Origin of the sequence: Arenibacter sp. ARW7G5Y1, from assembly GCF_003201775.1 — a bacterium.
In the GTDB taxonomy this organism is placed as follows: domain Bacteria; phylum Bacteroidota; class Bacteroidia; order Flavobacteriales; family Flavobacteriaceae; genus Arenibacter.
Genome location: NZ_QJJZ01000002.1, coordinates 440,638 through 457,924 on the forward strand (window position 1 = coordinate 440,638; position 17,287 = coordinate 457,924).

Annotated in this window: 14 protein-coding genes and 1 tRNA gene; 8 read left to right on the forward strand and 7 right to left on the reverse strand. The window is 41.5% G+C overall.

Annotated features, from left to right (window positions below; translation table 11 throughout):
* Positions 1-317: 317 nt before the first annotated feature.
* The 4 genes from C7972_RS05040 to C7972_RS05055 all read left to right on the forward strand — a co-directional run bounded on the left by C7972_RS05040 (position 318) and on the right by C7972_RS05055 (position 4,469).
* Entirely contained in the window at positions 318-1,178 is an 861-nt protein-coding gene (locus C7972_RS05040) for a UDP-2,3-diacylglucosamine diphosphatase (protein ID WP_110355124.1), read from the forward strand.
* A 38-nt stretch (positions 1,179-1,216) separates the two neighbouring features.
* Entirely contained in the window at positions 1,217-2,212 is a 996-nt protein-coding gene (locus tag C7972_RS05045; protein ID WP_110355125.1) for a glycosyltransferase family protein, read from the forward strand.
* 15 nt (positions 2,213-2,227) lie between these two features.
* Positions 2,228-3,592, forward strand: coding sequence for a GH1 family beta-glucosidase (locus C7972_RS05050; RefSeq protein ID WP_110355126.1), 1,365 nt, complete (start codon positions 2,228-2,230; stop codon positions 3,590-3,592).
* A 364-nt stretch (positions 3,593-3,956) separates the two neighbouring features.
* Positions 3,957-4,469 (forward strand): heme-binding domain-containing protein, encoded by a 513-nt coding sequence (locus tag C7972_RS05055; protein WP_110355127.1) that lies wholly within the window; start codon positions 3,957-3,959, stop codon positions 4,467-4,469.
* Positions 4,470-4,559: 90 nt separating this feature from the next.
* Here C7972_RS05055 and C7972_RS05060 read toward each other — a convergent pair whose 3' ends face one another.
* The 6 genes from C7972_RS05060 to C7972_RS05085 form a co-directional block, all read right to left on the reverse strand.
* Positions 4,560-5,738, reverse strand: a complete 1,179-nt coding sequence (locus C7972_RS05060; protein WP_110355128.1) for an acyl-CoA dehydrogenase family protein — start codon at positions 5,736-5,738, stop codon at positions 4,560-4,562.
* A 73-nt stretch (positions 5,739-5,811) separates the two neighbouring features.
* A complete protein-coding gene (locus C7972_RS05065; RefSeq protein WP_110355129.1) occupies positions 5,812-6,525 on the reverse strand; it encodes a tRNA1(Val) (adenine(37)-N6)-methyltransferase in 714 nt (237 codons plus the stop codon).
* A 37-nt stretch (positions 6,526-6,562) separates the two neighbouring features.
* A complete protein-coding gene (locus tag C7972_RS05070) occupies positions 6,563-7,990 on the reverse strand; it encodes a sulfatase (RefSeq protein ID WP_110355130.1) in 1,428 nt (475 codons plus the stop codon).
* Positions 7,991-8,129: 139 nt separating this feature from the next.
* Positions 8,130-8,717, reverse strand: a complete 588-nt coding sequence (locus C7972_RS05075; protein WP_110355131.1) for an SET domain-containing protein — start codon at positions 8,715-8,717, stop codon at positions 8,130-8,132.
* Positions 8,718-8,933: 216 nt separating this feature from the next.
* Positions 8,934-9,461 (reverse strand): ribosome maturation factor RimM, encoded by a 528-nt coding sequence (gene rimM / locus C7972_RS05080; RefSeq protein ID WP_110355132.1) that lies wholly within the window; start codon positions 9,459-9,461, stop codon positions 8,934-8,936.
* A gap of 13 nt (positions 9,462-9,474) precedes the next feature.
* On the reverse strand, positions 9,475-10,053 hold the full coding sequence (locus tag C7972_RS05085; RefSeq protein ID WP_110355133.1) for a 30S ribosomal protein S16: 579 nt from the start codon (positions 10,051-10,053) through the stop codon (positions 9,475-9,477).
* Between the two features lie 765 nt (positions 10,054-10,818).
* Between C7972_RS05085 and dnaE the strand changes: the two genes are divergently transcribed.
* The 4 genes from dnaE (at position 10,819) to C7972_RS05110 (ending at position 17,014) form a co-directional block, all read left to right on the forward strand.
* Positions 10,819-15,255, forward strand: coding sequence for a DNA polymerase III subunit alpha (dnaE, locus tag C7972_RS05095; RefSeq protein ID WP_110355135.1), 4,437 nt, complete (start codon positions 10,819-10,821; stop codon positions 15,253-15,255).
* 165 nt (positions 15,256-15,420) lie between these two features.
* Positions 15,421-15,738, forward strand: a complete 318-nt coding sequence (gene trxA, locus C7972_RS05100) for a thioredoxin (protein ID WP_031442126.1) — start codon at positions 15,421-15,423, stop codon at positions 15,736-15,738.
* A 198-nt stretch (positions 15,739-15,936) separates the two neighbouring features.
* Complete coding sequence (locus tag C7972_RS05105; protein ID WP_110355136.1) at positions 15,937-16,866, forward strand: DUF58 domain-containing protein; 930 nt, start codon at positions 15,937-15,939, stop codon at positions 16,864-16,866.
* Positions 16,867-16,940: 74 nt separating this feature from the next.
* Positions 16,941-17,014 (forward strand) — tRNA-Asp (locus C7972_RS05110).
* Between the two features lie 145 nt (positions 17,015-17,159).
* On the opposite strand, the gene C7972_RS05115 is transcribed toward C7972_RS05110, so the two are convergent.
* Positions 17,160-17,287: transposase (locus tag C7972_RS05115; protein WP_146216268.1), on the reverse strand; the 128-nt coding region annotated here is incomplete at its 5' end.

Genomic DNA, 17,287 nt, shown 5'->3' on the forward strand with positions numbered 1-17,287 from the left:
TTCCATTCTTGAACCTTAGGTGTTTCCACTTCTATTAAGTGCCCATATTACGACTTTTCTTGTGTGGATATGATGCTGGACCCTACCATTGCCAGCGTTGAAAACAGTCTGTTAACAATCATATAACCTAATTTTAAACTCATAATTGGCTTATTGTCAGTCTGAAATGGCAATCTTTGAATATATATCGATTTTCTGTGCATGAAAATTATTGCCAATTCAATATTGACCACAATGGTCAAATTTTTAAATCCAGGATCAAGGTCCATTTGCGCTCCCTACCAATTTCATATCATAAACCGATCAAATATTGCTCCATGAAAAAAAGACCTGTGGAATTAGTGGTTTTATCCGATGTACATTTAGGTACCTACGGATGCCATGCCAAAGAATTAGTCAAATATCTAAAATCGATAATACCCAAAGAAGTGGTTTTAAACGGCGATATTATTGATATATGGCAATTTAGTAAGCGTTACTGGCCAAAATCGCACATGAAGGTGGTAAAAATAATTATGCAATGGGTGGCGGAAGGAATCCCCGTGCACTATGTGGCCGGCAACCATGATGAAATGTTAAGGAAGTTTTTAGGGTTTAAATTGGGATCCTTTAGTATTGTCAATAAAGTGGTCTTGGAAATAAATGGTAGCAAGGCCTGGATGTTCCATGGGGATGTTTTTGATGTTACCATGCAACATTCCAAATGGATTGCAAGACTGGGAGCTACGGGTTACGACATGCTTATTTTGTTGAACAGTGCCATAAATTATTGCAGTAAAAAAATGGGAAAAGGCCCGGTTTCCATGTCCAAGAAGATAAAAAGCAGTGTTAAATCGGCGATTAAATTCATTAATGATTTTGAACAGATTGCTGCTGATATCGCAATAGAAAATGGATATGATTATGTGGTTTGTGGGCATATTCACCAACCCGAAATGAGAGAAATAGCTACTTCCAAAGGGTCGGTCATGTATCTTAATTCCAGGGATTGGATAGAGAATTTAACTAGTTTGGAATACAATAATGGGGCATGGAGATTATACCACTATATGGAGGATGTTATGATTATCAATGATGACGAAAACATTATGGAGCCAATGGAGATTCCCGATAAAAACCAACTTTTTCAGAATTTGGTGAGGGAATTTCAGTTTTTGACCTCTGCAGGGAATGAATGACCTTTCTTTTCCTTTTGATCTCTTAAAACTCGGATAATATGAAAATACTTTATGCCATTCAGGGAACTGGCAATGGTCATCTTAGTAGGGCGCGCGATGTTATTCCGGCACTACAGAAAAAGGGAGTGGAATTGGATATACTTGTAAGCGGAATACAGGCGGATATTCGGATTCCCCACCCTGTCAAGTATCAGTTAAAAGGACTTAGTTTTATTTTTGGAAAGCAAGGCAATGTTGATGTATGGAGGACTTATCTGAAGTCCAATGCCGCTAGATTTCAGAAGGAGATAAAAAGTATACCCATAGAAGATTATGACTTGATCATCAATGATTTTGAACCCGTTTCTGCCTGGGCATGTAAACTAAAAAATAAGCCTTCCATAAGTTTTAGCCATCAGGCGGCAGTGCTTTCCCCCAATTCCCCAAAACCGGACAAAAACGACCTTATGGGTAAATTTATTTTAAAGAACTATGCGCCCACCACGCTACAGTTTGGCCTGCATTTTAGAGCCTACTCGGATAAAATTTATACGCCTATCATCCGAAAGGACATTAGAACGGCTGAGGTTAAGGAAGGGAATCATTATACCGTGTATCTGCCGTCCTATAGCGATGGCAGGATTTTGAAAACCCTTTCAGAGGTACCCAATATTAAGTGGGAAGTTTTTTCCAAACACAATAAAACGGAGTTTTTTGGCAAGAATATCAGTATTAGGCCAATAACCAATGAAGCATTCGTGCAAAGTATGGTCACTGCCAAGGGGATATTGTGCGGCGCGGGTTTTGAAACCCCTGCCGAGGCTTTGCACCTGGGTAAGAAGTTGATGGTAATCCCCATGAAAGGACAGTACGAACAACAATGCAATTCCGCCGCATTGAGGGAATTGGGGGTTCCTGTAATCAAATCCCTAAAAAATAAGCATTTGGAAAAATTAAGACAATGGGTAGATAGTGAAACCAAAATGGAGATACACTATCCCGATATCACAAAACAGATTATTGACCAGTTGCTTGAGGAGGCCGTTCTAGACTAAACAATCTTTGTTGGTATGTCGAAAAATTTGGATTATTTCAATTTGCAAGCAGATGATTTTGGGGAGAATTTTGTTTGGGGCGTATCTACGGCGGCCTACCAGATTGAAGGGGCACACGATAGGCACGATAAAGGGCCCTCCATTTGGGATGAATTTACCTCAAAAAAGGGAAATACTTACCAAAATCAGCATGGTAACCATGCCTGTGAATTTTATCATAGGTTTCAAGAAGATATCCTCTTGATGAAGAAAATGAATATTGATCACTTTAGGCTCTCCCTGTCCTGGCCCCGGATATTACCAAATGGAACAGGTGCTATAAACAACAGAGGAATTGGATTTTACAATGATGTAATCAATTTTTGTCTGGAATGCGGTATAACGCCTTGGGTGACATTATATCACTGGGACCTGCCCCTGGCACTGGAAGAAAAAGGAGGGTGGGCCAATCGGGAAATCGTGGAATGGTTCCAGGAATATGTAACAGTTTGTGCCACTAATTTTGGGGATAGGGTCAAGAATTGGATGGTATTGAACGAACCCATGGTTTTTACGGGTGCGGGTTATTTTCTAGGGGTACATGCCCCAGGAAGGAGAGGTTTGAAAAATTTTTTGCCCTCAGTGCACCACGCGGTATTGTGCCAGGCCGCTGGAGGTAGGATTTTGCGCAATCTGGTGGCCAATGCCCATATTGGCACCACCTTTTCCTGTTCCCAAATATCACCATATATGAACAATCCCAAGGACCTTAAGGCTGCAGAAAGGGTGGATGCCATGCTTAACCGACTCTTTATTGAGCCTTCCTTGGGAATGGGATACCCTTGGGAGACAATGCCCGTTCTTAAACGAATGCAATCCTATATATTGCCAGGGGACGCCGAGAACTCTGTTTTTGATTTCGATTTTGTGGGGATCCAAAATTATACGCGGGAAAAAGTAAAGCATTCCTATCTCGTACCCCATATAAGGGCCAAAATAGTAAGGGCAAGTAAACGCAAGGTTAGGGCTACCCTAATGGATTGGGAAGTATATCCTCCCAGTATTTTTAAGATGATAGAAAGATTTAATGGCTACGAGGGGGTAAAAAAAATAATAATTACGGAAAACGGAGCGGCCTTTGCAGACGAAATCTATGAAGGCAGGGTAATGGATAAGGAAAGGCTTTCCTATTTGCAGGCCTATTTAAAGCAGGTTCATAGGGCGAAAATGGAAGGACTAAAGGTGGATGGGTATTTTGTATGGACATTTACCGACAATTTTGAATGGGCGGAAGGGTATAACCCTAGATTTGGTTTGGTATATGTGGATTTTGAAAATCAGCAACGAATTATAAAGTCTTCGGGACAATGGTACAGCCAATTTTTAGGCAACAGGAAGTGAGAGTTTTAAAAGTACTCTTTGAATGGTTTTGTACGGCTTCATTTTTGTGGAAGGGGACTCAAGGCTGCACGGAGTCTTATGAACAAATAAAAGGGCTCAATTTTATAAATAAAAAAACCGATGGTAGCATCGGTTTGGGGTAGCTGACTCAAATTGTATTATAAGAACGTATCCATTGTTTGGTTACCGTAAATATATACTTTGGGGTTGTTTCCAATGTTACCTTAGGATAATCCATTGGTTAGTGCGCTATTAATTATTAGACCATTTTTAAAAATGAGTATCAAAACTAAAAATATAGTACCTTAGTATACGGCCGATAAGGTATAATTCGCTGTATTTATCATTAACCAATATTTTTATTATGCTAAAAAAAATTTTGTTGGGCTTGGGTTTAGTATTGATCCTGATCCAGTTTTTCCGACCCGAAAAAAATGAATCCGACGAAAATACGGACGACATTTCAACGAAATATAATGTTCCTGAGGATGTAAACCATTTGTTGAAAGTTTCCTGTAATGACTGTCATTCCAATAAGACGGAATACCCTTGGTATTCCAACGTGCAGCCGGTGGCCTGGTTCTTGAACAATCATGTTGTGGACGGTAAAAGGCATCTGAATTTTTCCAATTTCACCAAGTTGCCATTGGCCATACAATACCACAAATTTGAAGAGGTTGTGGAAATGGTGGAAGAAAAGGAAATGCCAATACCTTCCTATACCTATTTAGGACTTCATTCGGAAGCTAACCTTACCCAAGAGCAACGGGACAAAATTATGGATTGGTCCAAGGCCCAAATGGCCTATTTAAAGGCCAATTATCCTGCGGATAGCTTGGTGCGGAAGAAAAGGTCCAAGCCTGCGCCAACGAAATGACGGGGAATAAGAAGTGCTGTTAGGGCGATCTTTAAGAAGCCAGCTTTAAGACGTTTCAAAGTTTGCCTATTACATTTGGTTTGTATTCACCTACTGAAAAGCAGGAAGCCCTGTAATGTCCGCACCGGTTATCAGTAGATGGATGTCATGGGTGCCTTCATAGGTGATAACGCTTTCAAGATTCATCATATGGCGCATAATACTGTATTCTCCAGTGATGCCCATTCCTCCCAAAACCTGTCTGGCCTCCCGGGCTATTTTGATCGCCATGTCAACATTATTCCGCTTGGCCATAGAAATTTGCGCCGTAGTGGCCCTTCCTTCGTTTTTCAATTGCCCCAATCGGAAGGCCAATAATTGTGCTTTGGTGATTTCTGTAATCATCTCCGCCAGTTTTTTTTGTTGTAGTTGGGTAGCAGCTATTGGTTTTCCAAATTGGATGCGCTCCTTGGCATATCTCAAGGCGGTATCATAACAATCCATTGCAGCGCCTATGGCACCCCAGGCAATTCCATAGCGGGCGGAATCCAAACAGCCCAAGGGTGCTCCCAGTCCGTTTTTACCCGGCAGTAGATTTTCTTTGGGTACCTTTACGTTATCAAAAATCAATTCGCCTGTGGCCGAGGCGCGTAATGACCATTTGTTATGGGTCTCCGGCGTTGTAAAACCTTCCATGCCCCGTTCTACTATAAGTCCATGGATACGTCCTTCTTCGTTCTTGGCCCAGACCACTGCTATATCGGCAAAAGGAGAGTTGGAAATCCAAAGTTTGGCGCCGTTTAATAGAAAATGATCCCCTTTATCCTTAAACTTTGTTTCCATGCCACTGGGGTTGGATCCATGATTGGGTTCCGTTAATCCAAAACAGCCCATAAATTCGCCAGAGGCCAATTTGGGCAAGTATTTTTTTCGTTGCTCCTCATTGCCGTAGGCATAAATTGGATACATTACCAAAGAGGATTGTACCGAGGCGGTGGAGCGGACCCCGCTATCGCCCCGTTCTATTTCCTGCATTATTAACCCGTAGCTAATCTGATCCAGACCTGCCCCTCCGTATTCCTGAGGGATATAGGGCCCAAAGGCCCCAATCTCAGAGAGGCCTTTGATGATTTGTTTTGGAAACTCTGCTTTTTGGGCATATTCTTCTATGATAGGCGAGATATCCCGTTTTACCCACTGCCGGGCAGCATCGCGCACCAATTTATGTTCTTCGGATAAAAGATCGTCTAAATTGTAATAATCAGGAGCTTCAAACAAATCGGGTCGCATAGCATTAATTTTAGAATCAAAAATAAACAAATTAAGGATTTGTTTAAAAATATAACACAAGAAAGTATGATTGTTACATTTTTAAATAGTAATCCCTTGTCAGTTCTACGTATTCCTCGGTATATTGGTGTCGGGCCAACTCTATGGTCAGATTTTCAATTTCAACAGAAGTCTTTCCAAATTGTAATTCCAACATGCTTCGCTTAATCCCGGAATTGGGATTTCCTTTAATGCGCAAAAGCCGCCTGGGATAAAGGTTGATTGCAGCTGCCAAATCCAAAAATCTTGCCTCTTCCTTAAACGGGATGATGGTGGAAAAGGTGCCATTTTTCGCCAAGAGTTTCACAACGCCGGTCAAAAGTTCCTCAAAGGGAAGGGACCGACTCTGTCTTGCGATATCCCTGGATTCATTTCCACTGGGTACCATTTCAGCGTAAAATGGTGGATTGGATACAATAAGATCGTATTTATCGTCTATTTCGGATACAAATTCATTTAGGGAAGCATGGTAACAGAATAAACGATCGGCCCAATTGGAAGCTTCAAAATTCTCGACACATTGCTCATAGGCATCTTCATCTATTTCTATGCCGTCTATACTTTCTGCATGGCTTCTTTGTGCCAACATTAAAGCCACAACTCCCGTTCCCGCCCCAATATCCATGATGGAAAAGGGTTGGTGCTCCAAAGAGGTCCAGGCTCCCAATAAAACACCATCGGTACCAATTTTCATGGCACAGCGATCCTGATGTATTTGGAATTGTTTAAATTGGAAGGGTTTGCTCATGGTAAATCCAGCTTTTGATTATAAGAGATAGCTTTGCCTACTCCACTTTTCCTGCCTCCCTGTTGTTGGTACCTTCCAACTCCAGTAGGGAATCCCCCAGTTCATGGCGCATCTCATTTGCCAGGATTTTTATTTGGTCTACCACTTCCGGGTATTCTTCGGCCAGGTCGTTGGTCTCACTTGCATCTGTTGTAACATCATAAAGTTCTATTTCCTCCATTTCAACCATACGGTATTTCCCTGGTAGCCCATCCCTACCAGGCTCTTGTCCGTCCATGGTCCTGTAAGTATGGGGGAAGTACATTTTCCATTTTCCATAACGTACGCCCATGAGTTCGTTTATTCTATAGTAAAAGAAATAAGCTTGCTGTGGGCTTTCTTGGCTTTCCCCGGTGAGCAGGGACAAGGCGCTTTTTCCATCGATAGTTAAGTTGGGCAAGCGAGCTCCTGTTATTTCAGCGATGGTAGGCAAAATATCTATGGCCATGACTGGTATGTCTATGGTTTTTCCAGGGGTTATCTTGTTGGGGTATCTCATAATGAAGGGCTCGCGCTGTGCCCCCTCCCAAGCAGTTCCCTTGCCTTCCCTAAAGGGCAGGGCACTGCCCGCGTGGTTGCCATAGGAAAGCCACGGTCCATTGTCCGAAGTAAAGATAACCACTGTATTGTCTTCCAGGCCGTTCTTTTTCAAAGCAGCCAATATTTCACCTACGGACCAGTCGATCTCCATGATAACATCCCCGTATAGACCTCTTTTTGATTTTCCTTTAAATTTATCCGATACAAAGAGTGGTACGTGGGGCTGTGGATGGGGTACATATAGAAAGAAAGGATTGTTTTTGTTCCTGTTGATAAAATCAACACTCCTTTCCGTTATTTGGGTGGTAAGTTGGGATTGCTCCGTAAGCGTATCCAGGACCGTTTCATTTTCATAAAGTGGCAAGGGGCCAAAATTGAATACCGAACCCTGTTGGGGGTGGTAGGGCCACATATCATTGGAGTAGGGGATGCCAAAGAATTCGTCAAAACCATGTCTCGTTGGTAAGAACTGTGGACTATCGCCTAAATGCCATTTTCCATAGATGGCGGTTTTATAACCAATATTTTTTAGCATCTCCGCTATGGTCATTTCCGATGCATTTATTCCTGTAGGGCTACCCGGCCCCAAGGCATTGTGAATGCCAATTCGGTTGGGGTAGCAGCCGGTAAGTATACCTGCCCTTGAAGCGGAACAAATAGGTTGGGCAGAATAAAAACTGGTGAGTTTTAGCCCCTCTTTTGCCATTTGGTCCAAATGGGGGGTTTCAATATTGGGAGCGCCAAAAGTACCTACATCCTGATACCCCTGATCATCGGTAAAAATTAAAATTACATTGGGTGGAATTTCGGGCTTTGATTCTTTTTTCTTTTCCACGCAGGAAAATAAAACCAATGAAAGGAAAAGCAAGCGTAGATTTCTGAACATTATTTTAGTTTTTGATGTAAGTCCCTATTAGGGAATTTGATAAAGCTAAAATAATATTTTGAAATGTTATGCTCCAATGGCCGAAAGTGCTATGGCAAAAAATTTTGTAGTGCACCCCTAGGAGAGGTTGTTGTTCTTGTTAAGCCCCGTTGTAATAGTTGTTTTTAATGGAATCCATTATTTTTTCACCTTCGGAAATGGCCCTTACCAAATTCCAAATATTTTCTGTAATTAAAGGTTTTAAGGGTTGTTCCAACTTTGGGATTTTTGGAAATACGAGTTGTAATTTTTTGTCCCATATTTTGTAATATTTCAGTAGGTCATCTGGATATACAACCTTTCGTTTTGTGCCTTCATCAATTCCCCTGAAGGGTTGTGGGATGTTTAGATATCCATAGTCGTCCGTTAGTTGTTCCCCAATATGTATATCGCGAATGGCCACTTCAAAATCATAGGCGGTGGTAAGGCAATTGGAGTTAAAACTGTGGTTAACGTATCTCGCATTGTCCCAACAAAGTATAAATCTTCCCTTATTGTCCCTAAAGGTGTAGGTGTCCAATATGGACTGATAAAGTGGTTCCAGGGATTCAAGTTCGGCAGGGGTGAATTGGCGGTCCAACTTGTCCAATACCCAGGTTATGGTTCCTGCAGGAATAAATTCTGTGGCTACTACACCATAGCCGATCTCCCTATTGATGAATTGTAATTCTGTTTTAGGATGAATCATTTTAAGGTATAAAATAATTACGTGAATACTGAATAGTTATTTCAATCTAAGTTTTGCATTACTTTGGACAGTTCCCTTTTACAAGCAATTTTCCTAACCAAAATGAGGTGGAAAAATTATTTGGATCCGACCCGGTCAATAAGAAATGCAATAAAGAAAGATAGGTAAAATTACCATCCGTTTTATAAGGGGGTAAAAATTAAAAAGATGGGGGGGTTAGGACAAGTAAAGGTCTACCAACCCCTCAGGTGTGTCAACAAAAATAGTTTTGTTTTCACGGGCCACCTTAACAATTATCTCATCCCTTACTGGAATAAGCAAATGTTTGCCGTCTTTTTCAAGTTCAAAAAGAGCTTGGGCAGTGGTGTCGTTTATACTTTGAATGATTCCTATATTGCCATGGACCTTGTCTTCAACGGTAAAGCCAATTACTTCGTGGTAATAAAATTTATTGCCTTTTAATTTGGGCAAAAATTCAAGGGGAAGATATATTTCGGAGCCCATTACCTTGTCTGCGTCCGATTCATCGGCAACCTCCTCAAATCGCACTCGTAAGAGACTGGATTTGTGAAGTTGGCTTTTTTCAATAAAAAAAGGAACCAGATTGTTTCCGAGGGAAACGAATACTGATTCCAGTTTTTCGTACAATTCGGGTTCATCGGTATCCAATTTAATGAGTACCTCACCCTTAAAGCTATGTTTGGAAACGATTTTACCGAGGTAGAAACATTCTTCCTTTGTCATCGTTTATAATTAGCTATTCTTTTTCTTTAGTCTCTTCAGGAGCTTCTGCAGGTGCAGCCGTTTCTTCAGGAGCGGCCGCTTCGGCAACTTCTTCCACTATGGGAGCAGTTTCTTCAATGACTTCTTCAGCTGCAGGTGCCTCAGCTTCGGCAGCAGCGGCGATACGTTTTTCGTTCACCTCTTTTTCAGCTTTTAAAGCCTTAGCTCTAGCGTCGGCTTCCGCCTTGGCCAAACTATCTACCTTGGAACCAACAATATTTGCTTTTTCTTCCAACCAAGCATTGAATTTTTCTTCAACTTGCTCTTCGGTCAAGGCGCCTTTACGAACACCGCCTAATAAATGGTGCTTTAAAAGTACTCCTTTGTATGATAAAATTCTTTTTGCAGTTTCAGAAGGCTGTGCGCCGTTCTGTAGCCATTTTACGGAACTGTCAACATCCAATTCTATGGTTGCAGGGTTGGTATTTGGATTGTAGATACCTAATTTTTCCAAGTATTTACCATCTCTTTTGGCGCGGGAATCCGCAGCTACTACCCAATAAAAAGGTTTTCCTTTTTTTCCGTGTCTTTGTAATCTAATTCTAACTGGCATATCACATTAATTTGTAGGGTGCCCGACCCTTGGTTATTAATTCTTTATTCGCTAGGTTCTTCCTAAGCGGGTGCAAATATAATATTTCTTTTTATGTGGTTGTCAAATATTTGGGCAAAAATTTAATTTATGTGTGCAAATAGCTTAACATTTCTTTAGAAAGGCTGTTAAACTTGTGTCGAGGCCAATTTTGAATTTGGAGTTGTGTACAATTCATATAGTTTATTACAAGGGCTGGCAAAGGTCGCTCCCATAATGTCCAATTAAAAATGATGAGAGGTAAAATGATGTATTCGGAAAAATCTCAAAAGGGGTTAACCTACCTATTGGTAAAAAATTATGATGCCGAAAAGGGATATATATCTGCAATAGGTAAAATAAACAATCAATAGGTGCTTAAAGGACAAGGCCAAACTACTTGGGAAATTGCCAGCAAAGGGCGGAAGCCTAAAATTGGATATGCACAGGCTGTGGATGAAGCTTAAATTTGCCCTGGACTTCAAAGAAAGAGGACAACTGATGGAAGAGGTAGGGTGAGGGGGGTATAATGGGATTTAATGTAAAAGGGAATTTGTGCTTCCGCCATCCACTAAGGGTATGAAACAGCATAGGGTTCAAATGTTTGGGAATAACAAAGTGGAAGCAGATGATTCCATCCGCTTCCATGCATTTGTGAACGTTGATAACTCCTGATAAATGCCCTTTAGCTTTAGGCGCTATTTCCTTATTTTTACCACTTCCAATCCCATCATATAAAATCGCTCTATGTACCTTATTTTTGATACGGAAACTACTGGATTACCCAAACGTTGGGATGCCCCTTATACGGATACCGACAATTGGCCCCGCTGTATACAGATTGCATGGCAGTTGCACGATGATATGGGCAGGCTTTTGGAAAGTCAGGATTATTTGGTGCAGCCAGATGGATTCAATATACCTTATGACGCCGAACAAATTCATGGAATATCCACGGAATTGGCACAACAAAACGGTATTCCGATCGGAGAGGTTTTGGAGAAATTCAATACGGCACTTTCCAAAACAAAGTTTGTAGTTGGCCAGAATGTGGGATTCGACCTTAATATTATGGGGGCTGAATTCCATCGGTACCAAGTTGAAAATTCGTTACAGGAATTGCCAGTACTGGATACCTGTACCGAACATACGGCCCAATTATGTCAGATTCCCGGGGGGCGGGGCGGTAAGTTTAAATTACCGACCTTAACGGAATTGCATCAATACTTGTTTGGAGAGCCTTTTGGGGAAGCGCACAATGCCACGGCCGATGTGGAGGCAACCACTCGTTGCTTCTTGGAATTGGTTCGTAAACAGGAATATACGGCCGAACAATTGGATGTTCAGCCCGATTATTTTAAGAATTTCTCCGAGGCCAATCCCCAGGAAATACAATTGATAGGCTTAAAGCACATCAACCTAAAAAAGGCATCAAAAAAAATAGCCGATGCATTATGGGAGAAAGATACAGGTGGGGTTTCCAAGGAAGAGATAAAAGAAAATTTGGCCACCTTGGAGGCCGCAAACTTTGCCCACCTCCATAACCATACACAGTTTTCCATTCTGCAGTCTACCATTAGTATTCCTGCCTTGATCTCGGCTACAGCAAAGGCCAAGATGCCAGCGGTAGCGATGACCGATCATGCGAACATGATGGGAGCCTTTCATTTTGTTAATGGGGTTATTAACCACAACAAGGGAGTTGTTGCCAGGAACGAAGAAAATTTAAAGCGTTATGAAGCCACTATCAACGGAACCTTGGAAGAAGGCCAAGAACCGTTGCAGGAACTTCCGGAACCAGAGTTGGAGATTACGCCGATTATAGGCTGTGAATTTCAAGTCTGTGAAGATCATACCAATAAATCCCAGAAGGATAATGGGTATCAAATAGTAATGCTCGCCAAAAACAAAAATGGGTATTTGAATTTGGCAAAAATGTCCTCCATTGCTTTCGTGGAAGGGAAGTATTATGTACCGCGTATAGATAAGAAGGTCATAGAGCAATACAAGGAGGATATCATTGTCCTAACGGGGAATCTTTATGGGGAAGTGCCCAGTAAGGTCTTAAATGTTGGGGAGAACCAGGCGGAAGAAGCCTTGTTGTGGTGGAAGGAGACCTTTGGGGATGACCTTTACATGGAAATTATGCGCCACGGTCAGGAGGATGAAGACCGAGTAAACCAGGTGTTGATACAGTTTGCCCAAAAGCACAATATAAAATTGGTTGCTACCAACAATACCTATTACCTGGAAAAGGAGAATGCGCATGCCCATGATATTTTACTATGTGTAAAGGATGGTGAAAAACAGGCTACTCCTATAGGTCGAGGGAGAGGTTACCGATATGGCCTGCCCAATCAGGAATATTACTTTAAGTCCCCTGATGAAATGAAGGACCTCTTCAAGGATATTCCTGAGGCCATTACCAATATTCAGGAGGTTATAGACAAGGTAGAGACATTTACCCTTGCCCGTGACGTGTTATTGCCTGCTTTTGATATTCCGGAGGAGTTTAGGTTTGAAGAAGATAAGTTGGATGGTGGTAAACGGGGTGAGAATAAATATCTTAGACACATAACTTATGAAGGGGCTAAAAAAAGATATGGTGAGATTACCCCTGAAATTGATGAGCGACTCGATTTTGAGCTTAAGGTAATTGAGAAGACCGGATATCCGGGTTATTTCCTGATTGTGGAGGATTTTATCCGGGCCGCACGTAATATGGATGTATCGGTTGGTCCTGGTCGGGGTTCCGCAGCGGGGTCTGCCGTTGCTTATTGCTTATGGATAACCAATTTGGACCCTATTAAGTACGATCTACTTTTTGAGAGATTCCTAAATCCAGATCGTGTGTCCATGCCCGATATCGATATCGATTTTGATGACGAAGGCCGTGGTAGGGTAATGGATTATGTGATCAATAAATACGGATCCAATCAGGTGGCCCAGATCATTACCTATGGTACCATGGCAGCAAAGTCATCCATTAGGGATACGGCACGGGCCTTGGATCTGCCGCTGGGGGATGCGGATCGTATGGCCAAACTGATTCCCAATATGTCCAAGTTAAAGAAGATCATTGGGGTAGACGAAAAAACTTTAAAGGAAAAATTCAATAGCGAGGAACTGATAAAAATCAATGAGTTGCTGGCGATCTCCGAGGGTGATGGTCTGGAATCTGAAACCCTGAATCAGGCGTATATTTTGGAGGGTTCCGTACGTAACACCGGTATACACGCCTGTGGGGTGATTATTACGCCCGATGATATTACCAAGTTCGTCCCTGTGGCCTTGGCGAAGGATTCCGATATGTATTGTACCCAGTTCGACAACTCGGTGGTGGAAAGTGCTGGATTGCTAAAGATGGATTTCCTGGGGTTAAAAACCTTGACCCTTATCAAGGATACCGTAAAAATAGTAAAGGCCAAACACGGTATAGAATTGGATCCGGAGAATTTTCCCTTGGACGACGAAAAGACTTACGAGCTTTTCCAGCGTGGGGAAACCGTAGGGGTGTTTCAATATGAATCTCCCGGCATGCAAAAACACATGCGGGCGTTAAAACCTACCGTTTTTGCAGATCTTATAGCCATGAACGCTTTGTACCGTCCAGGCCCCATGGAATATATTCCCAGTTTCATTGCCCGTAAGCACGGTACGGAAGAAATTATATATGACCTTGATGCCTGTGAGGAATATTTAGCGGAAACCTACGGAATTACAGTATACCAGGAGCAGGTGATGCTACTTTCTCAAAAGCTTGCCGATTTTACCAAGGGCGAGGCGGATGTTTTGCGTAAGGCGATGGGGAAGAAGCAGAAGCATGTCTTGGACAAAATGAAGCCACAGTTTATAAAACAGGCTTCGGAAAAAGGTCATCCCGTAGACAAGTTGGAGAAGATTTGGAAGGATTGGGAGGCATTTGCAGCCTATGCATTTAACAAATCGCATTCTACCTGTTACGCTTGGATTGCCTATCAGACAGCATATTGTAAAGCACATTACCCAGCAGAATATATGGCGGCCGTGCTTTCCAATAACATGAACGACATAAAGCAGGTTACCTTCTTTATGGAAGAGTGTAAACGCATGGGGCTGGAAGTATTGGGGCCAGATGTAAACGAATCTTATTATAAGTTTGCGGTAAACGATGCCGGTGCAGTGCGGTTTGGCATGGGAGCTGTAAAAGGGGTTGGCCGTGGTGCGGTGGAAACCATCGTGGAGAATAGAAAGAAAGACGGACCATATAAATCTGTTTTTGACCTGGCCAAACGCATCGATCTAAGAGCAGCGAATAAAAAGGCTTTTGAGAATTTGGCGGTGGCCGGTGGCTTCGATTCCTTTGGGGATACACATAGAGCTCAATATTTTTATGATGAAGGGGACGGAATTACCTTTTTGGAAAAAGCCATGAAATATGGGGCCAAATTTCAAGAGAATGAGAATTCCTCACAAGTGAGTTTGTTTGGCGATACCAGTAACGTGCAGATTCCGGAACCCGTGGTGCCTCCCTGTGAGGAATGGGGTACTATGGGGAAATTGCGAAGGGAAAAAGAAGTAGTGGGAATTTATATTTCCGGCCATCCCTTGGACGATTTTAATGCAGAAATAAAGGCTTTCTGCAATGCGAGCCTCTCCAATTTAAATGATTTGGAGGCAATAGTCAATAGAGAGGTGTCCTTTGCTGGGGTCATAACCGATGTGCAGCATAGGGTTTCTAAAAATGGCAAGGGATGGGCCATGTTCACTATGGAGGATTATACGGATACCTTTGAATTTAGAATGTTTGGGGAAGAGTATTTAAAGTACCGCCATTTCTTGATGATCAATTCTTTCGCCTATGTCAAAGTGTTTGTGCGCGAAGGCTGGGTAAACCGTGATACCGGTAAAAAAGGAGATCCCAGAATGCAGTTTAATATGATCATGATGTTGCAGGACGTGATGGAAACCTTTGCCAAAAAACTCACCATTAAGTTGGATATATCCCAACTGAAGGAGGAAAGCATATTGGACCTTAAGGATACTTTGGTCTCACATCAGGGGAATCATCCCTTAAGTTTTGTGGTATACGAGATGGAGGAGCAGATAAAAGTAAATATGACCAGTAGAAAACAAAAAATTCAAATATCGAGTGAATTACTCCTGCAGCTCAATGAAAAGGATGTACATTACAAGTTGAATTAAATGTTTTGTAGTTGATGAATGGGAAGGTGGGGAATATCACCTAAGTCCAAAGTGTTAAAAAGAATAGGTTTTATCAATTTGACCATAGTTAAAACGAATATATCGTTAGTAAGGAAAAGGCAAAATAATTGTCTAAATTTGTATAATATTTAAAAATAACGAAACATGGCATTAGAAATAACAGATGCTACTTTTGATGAAGTAGTTTTAAAAAGTGATAAACCGGTAGTAGTGGATTTTTGGGCCGCATGGTGTGGTCCTTGTAGAATGGTAGGTCCTATTATCGATGAGGTAAGTACCGAGTATGATGGTAAGGCCGTTGTTGGTAAGGTAGATGTGGACGCCAATCAAGAGTTTGCCGCTAAGTACGGCGTAAGAAATATCCCCACGGTATTGGTGTTTAAAAATGGTGAAATAGTGAACAGACAGGTTGGTGTTTCCCCTAAAAAGGTTTATACCGATGCAATTGATGCATTGCTGTAGCCTACACTGATTTCCGAATAGGAATAAAAAGTTGAAAAAAGATCCTGCTTTAGCGGGATTTTTTTATGCCCAATTTTCAAGGAATATAATATTTGAAACCTAGAAAAAAAGGAGTTGACTACCAATTAATTAGTTTGGTCTCCCTTTTTTTGGCTTTTCTATTTTTTAACCCGGCCATATCTTCATTATCTTAGCATTATGGAGCTACAATCGGAATTACATAAGGCAAGTTTGTTTCAAAACTTGGAATTATTGGCAGGACAGGTGGTGGAAGGATTTATCAGTGGCATCCATAAAAGTCCCTTTCATGGATTTTCAGCGGAATTTGCAGAACATAAAATCTATAATAAGGGGGAAAGCACCAAGCATATAGATTGGAAGTTGTTTGCCAAGACAGATAAGTTGTATACCAAGCGCTACGAGGAAGAGACCAATTTACGATGTCATATGATCCTGGACAATTCGGCTTCCATGTATTATCCGGAAGTTGGAGCCTTAAGCCTTAAAAACCTTAATAAAATTGGTTTTGGGGTCCTGGCTATTGCCGCATTGATGAATATTCTTAAAAGACAGCGGGATGCAGTTGGTTTAAGTGTATATAGCGACCAATATAATTTTTATTCTTCGGAAAAGAGTAGTGAAAGGCACCACCAAATGTTGTTGGCCATATTAAGCGGGATTAGTCAGGAAACTAAACCTGCCAAACAGACCGAGACTTATACCTATTTGCACCAGATTGCCGAAAAAATAAAAAGAAGAAGTTTAATCGTACTTTTCACAGACATGTTCCAGACTTCCGAAGATAATGGACAGTTGTTCGAGGCCTTACGTCATTTAAAGTACAATAAACACGAGGTAGTTCTTTTTCATATCATGGACAAGGAAACAGAATATTCATTTGATTTTGAAAATACACCCAAGCGTTTTTTAGATGTGGAAACAGGATCCCATATTGATCTTTATGCCGATTCTGTAAAGGAAGCCTATGAAAAAGAGGTGGGGTCATACTTCGCCGCATTGAAACTTAAATGTGCCCAATATAAAATTAAATATGTGGAGGTGGATGTAAAAGATAGTTTCTCGTTGATAATGAACACCTTTATGGTGGAGCGCCAAAAATTTACGTAGAAACTTGCATTATTTTTAGAAAATTGTTTGTGCAATTAAATAAGGGGTGTATATTTGCACTCGCTAAACGCCACGGTTCGGTAGTTCAGTTGGTTAGAATACCTGCCTGTCACGCAGGGGGTCGCGGGTTCGAGTCCCGTCCGGACCGCTTAGTAAACAAAGGCCTTCAAGAGATTGAAGGCCTTTTCGTTTTTAGACGGGTACAACATAGGTACAACAAATTATTTCTCTATTAATTCTTTCTTTTTATGGAACTTTCCGGGATCAAGTCCAAAACTTGGGTTTTTACCATTTTAAGAATATAATTTAATCAAGCGATATAAGAAGTATTCCGTATTCCTGACTCCCCTAAATTGTGATCTAAAAGCCTTTACTTTGGCATTAAAGGATTCTGCTGAAGCATTTGTACTTCTGTTTAAAA

Coding starts and splice junctions, on each gene's coding strand:
- C7972_RS05040 (WP_110355124.1), top strand. CDS start 318: ATGAAAAAAAGACCTGTGGAATTAGTGGTTTTATCCGATGTACATTTA.
- C7972_RS05045 (WP_110355125.1), top strand. CDS start 1,217: ATGAAAATACTTTATGCCATTCAGGGAACTGGCAATGGTCATCTTAGT.
- C7972_RS05050 (WP_110355126.1), top strand. CDS start 2,228: ATGTCGAAAAATTTGGATTATTTCAATTTGCAAGCAGATGATTTTGGG.
- C7972_RS05055 (WP_110355127.1), top strand. CDS start 3,957: ATGCTAAAAAAAATTTTGTTGGGCTTGGGTTTAGTATTGATCCTGATC.
- C7972_RS05060 (WP_110355128.1), bottom strand. CDS start 5,738: ATGCGACCCGATTTGTTTGAAGCTCCTGATTATTACAATTTAGACGAT.
- C7972_RS05065 (WP_110355129.1), bottom strand. CDS start 6,525: ATGAGCAAACCCTTCCAATTTAAACAATTCCAAATACATCAGGATCGC.
- C7972_RS05070 (WP_110355130.1), bottom strand. CDS start 7,990: ATGTTCAGAAATCTACGCTTGCTTTTCCTTTCATTGGTTTTATTTTCC.
- C7972_RS05075 (WP_110355131.1), bottom strand. CDS start 8,717: ATGATTCATCCTAAAACAGAATTACAATTCATCAATAGGGAGATCGGC.
- rimM (WP_110355132.1), bottom strand. CDS start 9,461: ATGACAAAGGAAGAATGTTTCTACCTCGGTAAAATCGTTTCCAAACAT.
- C7972_RS05085 (WP_110355133.1), bottom strand. CDS start 10,053: ATGCCAGTTAGAATTAGATTACAAAGACACGGAAAAAAAGGAAAACCT.
- dnaE (WP_110355135.1), top strand. CDS start 10,819: ATGTACCTTATTTTTGATACGGAAACTACTGGATTACCCAAACGTTGG.
- trxA (WP_031442126.1), top strand. CDS start 15,421: ATGGCATTAGAAATAACAGATGCTACTTTTGATGAAGTAGTTTTAAAA.
- C7972_RS05105 (WP_110355136.1), top strand. CDS start 15,937: ATGGAGCTACAATCGGAATTACATAAGGCAAGTTTGTTTCAAAACTTG.